Raw genomic sequence first — 13,363 nt, 5'->3', positions numbered from 1 at the left:
TCTTCGCATACCCCCTAGGGTATGGTCGAGCGCGACCTGATGGATACCCCCAAGGGTATATCGCCTCTGGGCCACATGGAGGAAGAATTCGTGACAACAACCGCAGAAACAGAGATATCCGAGGAGTCCCGGCGATCCGGCCCCCTCGGACGACTGGGTGGCTGGACGGCCATCCACCGGCGCTGGGTCTTCGCGATCTGGGCGCTGCTCGTGATCGGCCTCGGTGCCTTCGCACCCTCGGTCTTCAACTCACTGGCCGGTGCCGGGTGGCAGGCCAACGGTTCGGAGTCGGTGGCCGTGCGCGAACTCGCCGAGGAGCACTTCGGCGGCAATTCGTCAGCCGCGGTCCAGGTGGTGGTCCACTCCGATGACCAAGACGTCTCGAGTCCCGCGATGCAGCAGGTCATCGGCGAGATCTCCGACGTTGCCACGACCGACGACCGCTTCGGCGAGGTGGTGCCACCGCAACCCGGCATGACCATCAGCCAGGACGGTCACACCGCCATCGTCCTGATCGGGGCCAACGGCACCACCGACGACATGGTGAAAGCCGTCGACGAACACAAAGATGAGCTGACCGCTCTGTCCGGCAACGGAATCGACGTCTATCCGACCGGCGCCTCGGCACTGTGGAGTGACTTCAACAAGGCCAACCACGACGCGATGATCAAGGCCGAGATGGTCTCCTGGCCGATCACGCTGGCGATCATGGTGCTCGCCTTCGGTTCACTGGTCGCCGCCGGCCTGCCGCTGTTGCTCACGATCGCCGGGTTGGTCGCCTCGGCCGGCGGACTCGTCCTGTTGAACATGGTCACCCCGATCTCGGTGTGGGCCATGAACTTCGCAATGATGTTCGCGCTCGCCCTGGGTATCGACTACGCCCTGTTCATCGTCTCCCGCTTCCGCGCCGCAATGGCTCACCGCAAGGACAAGCTCGCGGCCACCGTCGAGACCATGGACACGGCCGGCAAGGCGGTGTTGTTATCCGGCCTGACGGTGTTGGTCAGCCTGTCGGCGGTGCTCCTGGTGCCCGCACCCGCGGTCCGCACCATGGCGGTGGGCATCATGCTGGCGGTCGTGTTTGTCCTGGCCGCCACGATGACCCTGCTGCCCGCGGTCCTCGGCGCCCTCGGCAACGGCGTGAACGCCGTGTCGCTGCCGTGGGCCAAGCGTCAGCAGCACCGCTCGCCGCTGTTCGCCAAGTGGGGCGACCTGCTGCACCGCCATCCGTGGCCGTTCGCCGTCGGATCGCTGGCAATCCTGATCGTGCTGGCACTGCCGGTCATCGGACTCAAGGTCGCCATGCCGTCGATCAGCGTGGTGCCCGAGGACGCCCCGGTCCGCCAGGGCTATGAGGTCGTCCAGGAGGCCATGGGTGACGGCGCGCCGGGCGCGCTGCAGATCGTCGTGCCGGACGCTCAGGCCGAGCAGACCGCCGAGGTCGCATCGTCGACGTCGGGAGTTGCGATGGTCACTCCGCCGCAGCCGGCCGCCGACGGTTCCGGTTACGTGATGCTGCAGGCCATTCCCGCTGTCGATCCGTCCGACGAGCAGATGAACACGATCGTCGAGGATCTGCGGACCTCGCTGCCGTCCGACGCCCTGGTCGGCGGTGCACCCGCGGAGAACATCGACCTGCAGCAGGCCCTCAATGACTGGTTCCCGATCGTGGTCGGGGTGATCCTGACCCTCGGCTTCCTGTTGCTGCTGGTGGCGTTGCAGGCTCCGCTGATCGCGCTGCTGGGCACCGTGGTGAGCCTGTTGTCGACGGCCGCGGCCTTCGGCGTCGCACGACTGATCTTCCAGGAAGGTTGGGGCTCGGGAATCCTGGGCTTCGAGGCGCAGGGCTTCCTCAACGGCTGGGGTCCGGTGTTCTTCTTCGCCATGATCTTCGCGATCGCGATGGACTACACCGTGTTCCTGCTCGCGACGGCCAAGGAGCACTACGAGCGCTCCAAGGACCCGAAGGTGGCCCACGTGGACGGCCTGGCACATTCCGGCCGGGTGATCTTCGCCGCAGCCGCGGTCATGGTCGCGGTGTTCTTCACCTTCGCCCTGGCAGATCCGCTGCCGCCGAAGGAGATGGGCATCATCCTGGGTGTTGCGGTCCTGCTCGACGCCACGCTGATCCGGCTGGTCCTGCTGCCCGTGCTGCTGCGGATCACCGGACACGGCGCCTGGTGGAGTCCGGCCTGGTTGCGCCGAGTCCTGCCGAAGGTCTCGTTCAGTCACTGAGCACCACTCGGATACCCCAAGGGGTATACAATAGATGAGTCACTTGAATGAAAGAAGGATCCTCATGGTAGGCGATCAAGAATCGATGACCGTAGTACTCAACCGGTTGCGACGGGCTCACGGCCAGCTCGCGGGCGTCATCTCCATGATCGAGCAGGGGCGCGAGTGCAAGGATGTCGTCACCCAGCTCGCCGCAGTGTCGCGAGCTCTCGACCGGGCCGGATTCAAGATCGTCGCCACCGGATTGCGCGAATGCATGACCGGCGAGCAGGTCGAGAATTCCGAGCCCATGACCGAAGAACAACTCGAAAAGCTGTTCCTGGCGCTGGCGTGACCACCCGGTCACGCCGCGCCGGCGGACAGACGCAACAGAAAGGATGAGAGCGATGCAGCTCGGCTACACCGCAACATTGCAGACCACCTTCGACGACGCCGTGGCCCGCACCCGAGAGGCACTGTCCGAGCAGGGGTTCGGCGTCCTCACCGAGATCGACGTCAAGGCCACGCTGAAGAAGAAGCTCGACGAGGACATGGAGAACTACCTGATCCTCGGCGCGTGCAATCCGCCGCTGGCCCATCGCGCACTCGGCGTGGACCGACAGATCGGCCTGCTGCTGCCGTGCAACGTCGTCGTCCGTGACGACACCGAGCACGAGGGCACCGTGATCGTCGAGGCCATGAACCCCGACATCATGGTCAAGGTCACCGACGCGCCGGGTCTGCCCGACGTCGCCGGCGACGCCTCGACGAAGCTGCAGGCCGCCATGGAAACGCTGAAGTCGACGTCCGGAGCGATGGCGCGATGACCGACACCGACATCGAGATCTATGGCGACCCGGTCTGCCCGTTCACCTGGGTCACCTCGCGGTGGCTCACCAGCGCCGCCGAACGCGGCGACGCCCGGGTGACCTGGCGACTGATGAGCCTGGCCGTGCTGAACGAGGGCCAAGACGCCGACGGGGCGCAGGCCGCACGCCTGCACACGTCGCGCCGCATCGGACGGTTGGTGGCCGCGGCCACCGGGACCGACGACATCGGCGAGCTCTACACCGCGCTCGGCCGGCGCCTGCACGCCGAGGGCAACGAGCTGACCGATGAGCTGGCCCGTGAGGCACTCACCGAATGCGGCCTGGAGCCGTCGTTGGCCTCGGCCATGGACAACGAGAGCTGGGACGGTGCGGTGCGCGCGGCACATCAGCGCAGCCAGGATGCGCTCGGCAACTCGGGCGGCAGCCCGATCACCGTCGTGAACGGTCGCGCCTTCTTCGGGCCGGTTCTCACCGAGATCCCGGCACCCGACGAGGCCGCCCGGATCTTCGACGGGTTCACCGCGCTGGCCGCATCACCGGCCTTCGCGCAGGTGGAGCGGCCACGGTCCGGCCCGCCGAAGTTGCACGAAGCGGAGGCCTGACATGTGCCACCCCACCCGTTGTCGCCAATGCGGCAAGACCACCTGGGCCGGCTGCGGCAGCCATGTCGACGCCGTGCGCCGGATGGTGCCCGCGAGCCAGTGGTGTCCCGGACACGCCGACGGAAAAAAGCGAGGACTCTTCCAGCGGGGCTGACCGTCGCGGGGACACCAGTACGCTGTGGAGTCGATGACCCGCGAACCACGCTCTCCGATCGCAGCTGACCCGTTCACCCCCACCGGTGGGCGGGTCAGCCGCCGTTCGGTGCTCGTCGGCGGCCTGGGTGCGGCGATGATCGGCGGCCTGTCCGCCTGCGCCGACGATGAACAGCCCGAGATCGACCCGCCCCGACTGGGAGCGCATGCCGCCGATGACGAGCTGCCACCGGAGGAGAGTCCTGCCGAGATCCCCAGCGACGGTCCGGCGCTGATCACCGGTAGTTTCCGATCGGCAAAGATGGGCGGTCGCAACACCCGCTGGGCTGTCGCCCGGCCCGACGGCGTGACCGGACAGCTGCCGGTGGCATTGGTCCTGCACGCGTTGAACACCAACGAGCAATCGATCTTCTCCGAGAAGCAGCAGATGCAGAACGTGCTGCAACGCTACGTCGACGACGGCGGTGTGCCGTTCGCGCTGGCGTCCGCCGACGTCGGCCGCAACTACTACCACCGGCGCACCGATGGCGCCGACGGCGCCGCGATGATCCTCGACGAATTCCTGCCGATGCTCGGCGCCGACCCGCAACTAAACCTGTCGACCGAGCGAATCGGCCTGTTCGGCTGGTCGATGGGCGGCTACGGCGCGCTGCGGCTCGGGGCGTTACTCGGGTCGCCGAAGGTTGCCGCGGTGTCGGTGAGTTCCCCTGCGCTGTGGGCAGACCCACGCAACTTTCCGCCCCGCGCCTTTGATTCGGCGGCCGACTATCGGGCCAATTCGCTGTTCGGCCAGCAATCCGCGTTCCGCAGCATCCCGCTGCTCATCTGCATCGGGTCGTCGGACCAGTTCTTCACCTACACCCGGCAGTGGGCCGCCGATCTGCACCCGCCGGCAGCGTTCGGCACCTCCGCGGGCGGGCACACCAACCGGTACTGGCGCAGTGTGTTGCCCGATCACGTGGAGTTCCTCGGGCGCAATCTTGCCCGCTGAGCGCACCCTCGATCCATCCACCTGCCCGAACGGCCAGTTCCGCGCCTGACCAACTCGGTTGCAACGTTGTCTCAATAGTGTCGGGGATCACGTTTGTAAGTCACTGTTGTTCAGATCATGAACATCCGCAGAAGGAGGCCGACTGTGGCTACCGAGGACCCCGGGCATCCGCATCACCTCGCGGGTGGTGTCGACACCCATTCCGAGTCGCAGAGCTATCTGGCGAAGCGGCAACTGGCCGGCGGCAGCGCCGGCTGGCTGCTGCTGGCCGGGCTCGGCGTCAGCTACGTGATCTCCGGGGACTACTCCGGTTGGAACTTCGGCCTCGGCGAGGGCGGGTTCGGTGGGCTCGCCATCGCCGCGGTGGTCATCGCGGCGATGTACCTGTGCCTGGTTCTGGGTATGGCGGAATTGTCGTCGGCGCTGCCCGCAGCGGGCGGTGGGTACACGTTCGCTCGACGAGCGCTGGGGCCGTGGGGCGGATTCGCCACCGGCACAGCGATTCTGATCGAGTACTCGATCGCCCCGGCAGCCATCGCCACGTTCATCGGCGCCTATGTCGAATCGTTGAACCTGTTCGGGATCGTCGACGGCTGGTGGATCTACCTGGCCGTCTACGCGATCTTCATCGGCATCCACCTCTCCGGCGTCGGGGAGGCCCTGAAAGTGATGTTCGTGATCACCGCCATCGCGCTGGTCGGCCTGGTGGTCTTCGCGATCGCCGCGATCGGCCACTTCGACGCGGGAAACCTCACCGACATCGCAGCCACCGACGCGGCCGGGTCCTCGTCGTTCCTGCCCTTCGGCTATCTGGGCATATGGTCGGCCATCCCGTTCGCGATCTGGTTCTTCCTCGCGATCGAGGGTGTCCCGTTGGCCGCCGAGGAGACCGCCAATCCGGAACGGAATGTGCCGCGCGGCATCATCGCCGCCATCGGCGTCCTGCTGGTCACCTGCGTGACGGTGCTGGTGCTGACGACCGGCGCGGGTGGCGCGGGCCCGATGTCGGAGTCCGGTAACCCGCTCGTCGAGGCATTGGGCGATTCCGGGATGGCGAAGGTGGTCAACTACATCGGACTGGCCGGGCTGATCGCGAGCTTCTTCTCGATCATCTACGCCTACTCCCGACAGTTGTTCGCCCTGTCGCGGGCCGGTTACCTGCCGCCGGTCCTGTCGGTGACCAACCGCCGCAAGGCCCCGACGCTGGCGCTGATCGTGCCCGGCATCATCGGATTCCTGCTGTCACTGACCGGCGAGGGTGACCTGCTGCTGAACATGGCGGTGTTCGGCGCGGCGTCGAGCTACGTCCTGATCATGGTGAGCCACATCGTTCTTCGCCGGCGCGAGCCGGACATGAAGCGCCCGTATCGCACCCCCGGCGGCGTGGTGACCACGGGTTTCGCACTCGTGATCGCGGTCATCGCGGTCATCGCGACGTTCCTCGTCGATGTGGTGGCCGCGCTGTGCTGCCTCGGCGTGTTCGCGCTTTTCATGCTGTACTTCGCTGTGTACAGCCGTCATCGGCTCGTCGCGAACTCGCCGGACGAGGAGTTCGCCGCCCTGGCGCAAGCCGAGGAGGACCTTCGATGAAATTCAGCCAGTCCATCTCGGGGACGACCTATAAGTTCGGCGGCCTCGTCGAACTCATGGCCAAGGCGACACCCCGACGATCCGGCGACGAACTCGCCGGATGCGCAGCCCAGTCCGATGCCGAACGAGCCGCGGCCGCCTGGCAACTCGCCGATCTGCCGCTGACCACCTTCCTCGACGAAGCCGTCGTCCCATACGAGACCGACGAGGTCACCCGCCTGATCATCGACACCCACGACCGCGACGCGTTCGGACCCATCTCCCACCTGACCGTCGGCGGACTGCGCGACTGGTTCCTCGAGATCGCTGCCCGCGACGACAGCGCCGTGCAGATCGCCTCTGTCGCCAAGGGTTTGACCCCGGAGATGGTGGCGGCGACATCGAAGATCATGCGCAACCAGGACCTCATCCTGGTGGCCTCGGCCGCGACGGTGACGGCCGCCTTCCGCACCACCGTCGGGTTGCCCGGGACAATTGCCACCCGCCTGCAACCCAATCACCCCACCGACGACCCCCGCGGTATCGCGGCAGCCACGCTCGACGGGCTGCTGATGGGGTGCGGGGACGCGGTGATCGGGATCAACCCGGCCACCGATTCCCCCCACGCCACCTCGGATCTGCTGCACCTGCTCGACGACATCAGGCAGCGCTTCGCCATACCCATGCAGTCGTGCGTGCTGTCGCACGTCACCACCACCGTCGATCTGATCGAGCAGGGCGCGCCCGTAGACCTCGTCTTCCAGTCGATCGCCGGCACCGAGGGCGCCAACCGCAGTTTCGGCATCGACATCGCGATGCTGCGCGAAGCCAACGAGGCGGGCCGCTCGCTTCGTCGTGGCACCGTCGGCAGCAACGTCATGTACCTCGAGACCGGGCAGGGCTCGGCATTGTCCGCCGACGCACATCTCGGGACGGGCGGCAAACCCGTCGATCAGCAGACCCTCGAGACCCGCGCCTACGCGGTTGCGCGTGACATCGAACCGCTGCTGATCAACACCGTCGTCGGCTTCATCGGCCCCGAGTATCTCTTCGACGGCAAGCAGATCATCCGGGCCGGGCTCGAAGATCACTTCTGCGGCAAGGTCCTCGGCCTGCCGATGGGCGTCGACGTCTGCTACACCAACCACGCCGAAGCCGACCAGGACGACATGGACACGTTGCTGACCCTGCTCGGCGTGGCCGGAGCAGCGTTCGTCATCGCCGTCCCCGGCGCCGACGACGTCATGCTCGGCTATCAGAGTCTGTCGTTCCACGATGCCCTCTACGTGCGGCAGGCCCTCGCGCTGCGCCCGGCGCCCGAGTTCGAGGCCTGGCTCGCCGGTCTGGGGATGGCCGACGACGACGGACGGATTCTGCCGGTCGACCTGGCCGGCTCCCCCCTGCGATCCCTCACGGCCGCACGATGACCGACGCACCCCGCCCCACCGAGGACATCTGGTCGGAGCTGCGGCGCACCACACAGGCCCGCATCGGCCTGGGCCGGGCGGGCAATTCGATGCCGTCGCGCCGAGTGCTCGAATTCCAGGCCGCACACGCCGCCGCGCGCGATGCGGTCCATGAGCCGCTCGATGTCGATGACCTGGCCGATCAGCTCGGCGATCTCGATCTGCCGGCTGCGCTGCGCGTGGAAAGCCAGGCGCACTCCCGCAGCGAATATCTGCGTCGCCCCGACCTGGGCCGCCGGCCCGCCGACGTCAGCCACCTCCCCGAGACTGGTGCCGACATCGCGATCGTCCTGGCCGACGGACTATCGCCGCGGGCGCTCACCGACCACGGCCGCGGACTGCTCCAGGCAGTGCTGGACAAACTCGGCTCGCGGTTCACCCTCGCGCCGCCGGTCATCGCCACCCAGGCCCGCGTCGCTCTCGGCGACCACATCGGTCAGGCGCTCGGTGTGCAGACGATGATCATGATCATCGGCGAGCGGCCCGGATTGTCGGTCGCCGACAGCCTGGGTGTCTACCTCACCCATCTGCCGCGGCCGGGACGCAACGATGCCGACCGCAACTGCATCTCCAACATCCACCCGCCCGACGGCCTCGACTACGACACCGCCGCGGCCATCACCGTCGCGCTCGTCGACGGCGCCCGCAAGCTCGGTCGCTCCGGGGTGGCGCTCAAGGACACGTCACGGGCGGAACTCTCCGACAGCGCCCGGGAGGTGCTGGATCAGTCCTGACGCGACGCCCACCGACCCCTGAGGAGCGTCAGAGGCTGATGCGGCCCTCGAGCGCGGCCTGGCCGATGTCGGTGCGGAAATGCGAGCCGGGCAGTTTGATGCCCGCGATCCGGTCGTAGGCCTGAGCGCGCGCCTCGGCGAGGTCGGCACCGGTGCCGACCACCGAGAGCACCCGGCCGCCCGCCGAGACCACCGCGCCGTCGTCGGACAGCGCGGTTCCCGCGTGCAGCACACCTTCGCCCTCGGCCCCGCCGATCACGTCACCGGTGCGCGGCTTGCCCGGGTAGTTCTCGGCGGCCACCACCACGGTGACCGCCGCACCGTCGAGCCACTCCAACGCCGGCAGTTGGTCGAGGGTGCCGGTTGCCGTCGCGTTGAGCGCTTGTCCCAGTGGGGATTTGAGCAAGGCGAGCACGGCTTGGGTCTCCGGGTCGCCGAAGCGGCAGTTGAATTCGACCACCGCGGGTCCGTCCTTACCGATGGCGAGCCCGGCGTAGAGCAGACCCGAGAACGGGGTGCCGCGCTTGGCCATCTCGGCGGCGACCGGCTTGACCACGTCGTCGACGATCTGCTGCGTCACCGCATCGGGTAGCCACGGGAGCGGCGTGTAGGCGCCCATCCCGCCGGTGTTGGGACCGGCGTCGCCGTCGCCGACCCGCTTGTGATCCTGCGCCGGGATCAGCGGCACCACCTGCTCGCCGTCGACCAGCGAGAACAGCGACACCTCCGGTCCGTCGAGAAAGCTCTCCAGCAGTACCGGGTGACCGTTCTCCAGCAGTTCCGCCGCATGGTCGCGGGCGGCCAGACGGTCATCGGTCACCACCACACCCTTGCCGGCGGCCAGCCCGTCGTCTTTGACCACCCAGGTGGGTCCGAAACGATCCAGCGCGGCATCGAGTTTGGCTGGGTTGTCGACAATCTCGCTGTGCGCGGTACGCACCCCGGCGGCGGCCATCACATCCTTGGCGAACGCCTTCGACCCCTCGATGCGGGCTGCCTCGGCGCCCGGACCGAACGTGGCGAAGCCGGCGGCGCGCAGGGCGTCGGCAACCCCGGCCACCAGCGGTACCTCGGGCCCGATGACCACCAGGTCGGCCTCGATGCGCCGCGCCAGGGCGACGACGGCGTCGGCGGACACGATGTCCACCGGATGGTTGGTCGCGATCGCCGAGGTGCCGGCGTTGCCGGGCCCGACGTGCAGTTCGGTGACCGAGGGGTCTTTCGACAGTCCGATGAGCAGGGCATGTTCGCGGCCGCCCGAGCCGATCACGAGTACGCGCACGGTGATGACTCTAGTGTCTGGCTCGCCTACCGGCGGTTCGTCCCCCGGGTATGTGTTCCTTCCCCGAGGTTGCTGCGGGGAAGGAACACAGGTCGGGCGGAAGAACCTCCTGGGCACACCATTGGAGCGCTCAGTCGGTGGGTGCCGTCAGGTCGTACACCGTGGTGCCGCCGACCGTGGTGGCGGTGAAGTTGTCCTGAACCCACTGCGCGATCTGCGCCGACGGCTGCGACTCGTCCGAATTGCCGAAGCCGCGACCACCGCCAAGGAAGTAGTGGATCTGTCCTTCGGCCACCAACGTCTGGAACTGTTCGAGTGTCGGCGACGGGTCGGTGCCGTTGAAGCCACCGATGGGCATCACCGAGTATCCGGACTCGAGCTGGTAGCCCGACGCTTCGTTGGATCCGACCGCCGCACCCACCCAGGTGTAACTGTCGGCGTCGTCGCGCAGCATCGCGACGAGTTCGGCGCTCGGCGTCGAGCCGTTCAGCAGTCCGCCCGCTCCGCCGGCGCCCGCCTCCGGACCCATCGCACCCGGACCCGCCATGCCGCCGAACCCGCCCCCGGTCGGCAGGGTCGGACCGGCACTGTTCGCACCCGCGCCGGTCGCACCGGCGTTTCCGCCCGGCGCCATGCGCATACCGTCCCGCCCGCGACCACCGGGGCCACCACCACCGGGGCCGAATTCGCCCTCGACACGCGGACCCGCACTGATGATCGAGCCCTGCTTCGGGGTGCTGATGGTGTCGACCGTGTACGCGATCGGTCCGGCCAGACCCGCGGCCAGGGCGGTGATCACGGCCACCGCCGACAGGTAGGTCCGATGCGCGAGCAGCATCACGACACCGCTGACCAGTCCGGCCGACAGCACCATCCACCGCAGCCACGGCACGAAATCGGGCGACCGGTTCAGCAGCACGAAACCCCAGACCGCAGCGATCCAGACAGCCGCCGCCAGCACGATCCGCACCCAGAGCCGGTCACGCTGCGACCAGCACACCCCAGCCGCACCCGCGACCACCGCCGCCACCGCGGGCGCCAAGGCCGCCGTGTAATAGCTGTGGAAGATGCCGGCCATGAAGCTGAACACCGCCATGGTCACCAATAGCCACAGCCCCCACACCACGAGGTAGGCGCGTCGCAGGTCGGTGCGTCGGGCCTTGCCGATCAGCACCAGCGCCGCGACGGCCAGCACGATGCCGGTCGGGATGAGCCAAGCGATCTGGCCGCCCTGGGCGGGTTCGAACATGCGCAGCCAGCCGGTTTGTCCCCACATGCCGCCGCCCCCACCGGGGCCGCCCATCGCGTCGGCATATCCGCCGCCACCACCCGGCACCACGCTGCCGGTCTCGTTGCCGTTGAGGCGTCCGAGGCCGTTGTAGCCCAGAGTGAGTTCCAGGATCGAATTGTTCTGGGAGCCACCGATCCACGGGCGCGACGACGCCGGCCACAGCTCGACGGCGAGAATCCACCAACCGGCACTGACGATCATCGCGCCCAATGCGGCGAACAGATGTCCCATCCGCTTGAGCCAGGTGTGTTGGCCGAACGCCAGATACGTGATCGCCAGTGGCGGCACGATCAGCATCACCTGCAGCTGCTTGGTGAGGAAGCCGAATCCGACGAACACACCGGTCAGGATCATCCACCGCAGCCGACCATCCTCGACCGCCTTGAGCATCGCCCAGACGGCTGCGATCATCAGCAGGATCAGCAACGCCTCGGGATTGTCGAAACGAAACATCATGGCGGCCACCGGCGTCACCGCCAGGACGAGGCCCGCCAGGATGCCCGGCCAGTGCCCGAAGTACTTCTTGGTGATCAGGTAGAGCAGCGCCACCGACGCCACGCCCATCAGCACCTCTGGCACGAGGATCGACCACGAGTTCAGCCCGAAGACCCGAACCGAGAGGCCGGGAATCCACAGCGACGCCGGAGGTTTGTCGACGGTGATGGAGTTGGCCATGTCCGACGACCCGAAGAACCAGGCCTTCCACGACTCCGATCCGGCCTGGATGGCCGCCGAGTAGAACGAGTTGGCCCAGCCGTTGGCCGAGAGATTCGCCAGATAGGCGATCGCGGTGCCGATCAGCAACGCGACCAATGAGAGGGGTTGCCACACACGGGCGTTCCGCCCGGACGCGGATTCGTCGGGCGGAACGGGTGCGGCCGATTGCGTGTCGACGATGGCGGTCATTCGGCGGCACCTTCCGTAGCGCCGGCGGCGTCACGGATATTGTCGTGGCTGCGGAACACCCAGCGCAGGCCGACGAACCGGGTCAGCGTGGCGACCAGGTTGGCCACCACCAGTACGACGAGTTCGACATGCTTGGACGCCTCGGGAGCGACGCCGTGCAACACCACCAGTGATCCGGCCGTCACCACCCAACCGAACAGGAACACCGCCAATCCGAAGAAGTGGTGGCGCATCATGCCCTCACGTCCTTGCACGCCGAAGCTGAAGCGTCGGTTGGCGGCGGTGTTGAGGACCGCGGTGATCGCCAGCGCCACGAAGTTGGAGACTTGCGCACCGAGGAAGGCGTGCAGCAACAGGTACAGCACGGCGTACGCGATGGTCGAGGCGACGCCGATGACACAGAACCGGGCGAGCTGGCCGACGAGTCCAAACGGGACACCCTCGATGTGGGGACCGGGCGCCCGATCGCGACCGATGGCCGCACGCAACTCGGCGATCGGCAGTCGACCGGTGGTCAGGGCATATCCGACGCGCGCGCAACCTTTCAGGTCGGCGACAGCGGTGGAGACGATGTCGACGGTGCTGTCGGGATCGTCGACCCAATCGACGGGGACCTCGGCTATGCGCAGACCGATGCGCTCGGCCAGCACCAGCAACTCCGTGTCGAAGAACCATCCGGTGTCCTCGACGTAGGGCAACACCTGGCGGGCGATGTCGGTGCGCATGGCCTTGAATCCACATTGTGCATCGGAGAACTTGGCACGCATGGTGGTCTTCAGGATCAGGTTGTAGGAGCGGGAGATGAACTCCCGCTTCGGTCCGCGAACCACCCGCGAGTCGCGTGCCAACCGGGTGCCGATCGCGATGTCGGAGTGCCCGGAGATCAACGGTGCAATCAGCGGCATGAGCGCGTTGAGGTCGGTGGACAGGTCGACGTCGCAGTAGGCGACGATCTCGGCGTCACTGGCCCGCCACACCGCGTTCAGCGCGCGGCCCCGGCCCTTCTGTTCGAGATGCACCACCCGCAGACCGTCGACCTCGCCGGCGAGTTCCGCCGCGATCGCCAGGGTGGAGTCGGTGCTGGCGTTGTCGGCGACAATGATCCGCGACGGATACGGCACGTTGGCACGTAGGTGATCCCGCAGGCGCCGCACCGCCCCGGCGACGTCGGTCTGCTCGTTGTACACGGGAACGACGATGTCGAGGACGGGCGCCGGTCCGGAACTGTCGGCCACCGTCACCACGCGCTCACCTGTCGTCGGGAGGGCTTCTGCTGTCATGACTACGAGAATCGGACGCCAAACTTCGCCCACTCTGCGCCGACG

General features: G+C 67.5%; 12 protein-coding genes. 9 read left to right on the top strand and 3 right to left on the bottom strand.

The window, feature by feature from the left end:
* The first annotated feature begins 75 nt into the window (after positions 1 to 75).
* From NWF22_RS14235 to eutC, 9 genes are all read left to right on the top strand, one after another.
* On the top strand, positions 76 to 2,235 hold the full coding sequence (locus NWF22_RS14235) for an MMPL family transporter (protein WP_160904206.1): 2,160 nt from the start codon (positions 76 to 78) through the stop codon (positions 2,233 to 2,235).
* Positions 2,236 to 2,299: 64 nt separating this feature from the next.
* Positions 2,300 to 2,569, top strand: a complete 270-nt coding sequence (locus NWF22_RS14230; protein WP_160904163.1) for a metal-sensitive transcriptional regulator — start codon at positions 2,300 to 2,302, stop codon at positions 2,567 to 2,569.
* A 52-nt stretch (positions 2,570 to 2,621) separates the two neighbouring features.
* Positions 2,622 to 3,041 carry a DUF302 domain-containing protein gene (locus NWF22_RS14225; protein WP_160904162.1) on the top strand — a complete coding sequence of 140 codons (420 nt, stop codon included), beginning with the start codon at positions 2,622 to 2,624 and terminating at the stop codon, positions 3,039 to 3,041.
* Positions 3,038 to 3,646, top strand: a complete 609-nt coding sequence (locus NWF22_RS14220; RefSeq protein WP_160904161.1) for a mycothiol-dependent nitroreductase Rv2466c family protein — start codon at positions 3,038 to 3,040, stop codon at positions 3,644 to 3,646. Before NWF22_RS14225 ends, NWF22_RS14220 begins: the two co-directional genes overlap by 4 nt.
* A 1-nt stretch (position 3,647) precedes the next feature.
* Positions 3,648 to 3,800, top strand: coding sequence for a DUF8730 family Cys-rich protein (locus NWF22_RS24630; protein ID WP_507237296.1), 153 nt, complete (start codon positions 3,648 to 3,650; stop codon positions 3,798 to 3,800).
* A 33-nt stretch (positions 3,801 to 3,833) separates the two neighbouring features.
* Positions 3,834 to 4,790, top strand: coding sequence for an alpha/beta hydrolase (locus tag NWF22_RS14215; RefSeq protein ID WP_160904160.1), 957 nt, complete (start codon positions 3,834 to 3,836; stop codon positions 4,788 to 4,790).
* Positions 4,791 to 4,934: 144 nt separating this feature from the next.
* On the top strand, positions 4,935 to 6,380 hold the full coding sequence (eat, locus tag NWF22_RS14210; protein WP_160904159.1) for an ethanolamine permease: 1,446 nt from the start codon (positions 4,935 to 4,937) through the stop codon (positions 6,378 to 6,380).
* Positions 6,377 to 7,786 carry an ethanolamine ammonia-lyase subunit EutB gene (locus NWF22_RS14205; protein WP_160904158.1) on the top strand — a complete coding sequence of 470 codons (1,410 nt, stop codon included), beginning with the start codon at positions 6,377 to 6,379 and terminating at the stop codon, positions 7,784 to 7,786. Before eat ends, NWF22_RS14205 begins: the two co-directional genes overlap by 4 nt.
* Entirely contained in the window at positions 7,783 to 8,559 is a 777-nt protein-coding gene (gene eutC, locus NWF22_RS14200; RefSeq protein ID WP_160904157.1) for an ethanolamine ammonia-lyase subunit EutC, read from the top strand. The genes NWF22_RS14205 and eutC overlap by 4 nt, the downstream gene beginning before the upstream one ends.
* A gap of 28 nt (positions 8,560 to 8,587) precedes the next feature.
* On the opposite strand, the gene purD is transcribed toward eutC, so the two are convergent.
* From purD to NWF22_RS14185, 3 genes are all read right to left on the bottom strand, one after another.
* Positions 8,588 to 9,841, bottom strand: coding sequence for a phosphoribosylamine--glycine ligase (gene purD, locus NWF22_RS14195; RefSeq protein ID WP_258321146.1), 1,254 nt, complete (start codon positions 9,839 to 9,841; stop codon positions 8,588 to 8,590).
* Between the two features lie 130 nt (positions 9,842 to 9,971).
* On the bottom strand, positions 9,972 to 12,038 hold the full coding sequence (locus NWF22_RS14190) for a glycosyltransferase family 39 protein (protein ID WP_160904156.1): 2,067 nt from the start codon (positions 12,036 to 12,038) through the stop codon (positions 9,972 to 9,974).
* Positions 12,035 to 13,318, bottom strand: a complete 1,284-nt coding sequence (locus tag NWF22_RS14185) for a bifunctional glycosyltransferase family 2/GtrA family protein (RefSeq protein WP_160904155.1) — start codon at positions 13,316 to 13,318, stop codon at positions 12,035 to 12,037. The genes NWF22_RS14190 and NWF22_RS14185 overlap by 4 nt, the downstream gene beginning before the upstream one ends.
* Between the last annotated feature and the right edge of the window lie 45 nt (positions 13,319 to 13,363).

The sequence above is a fragment of the Gordonia mangrovi genome, assembly GCF_024734075.1.
GTDB classification, from domain to species: Bacteria; Actinomycetota; Actinomycetes; order Mycobacteriales; family Mycobacteriaceae; genus Gordonia; species Gordonia mangrovi.
The sequence above is the reverse complement of the archived record's forward strand: the minus strand, read 5'-3'. Positions and strand labels throughout refer to the sequence as shown.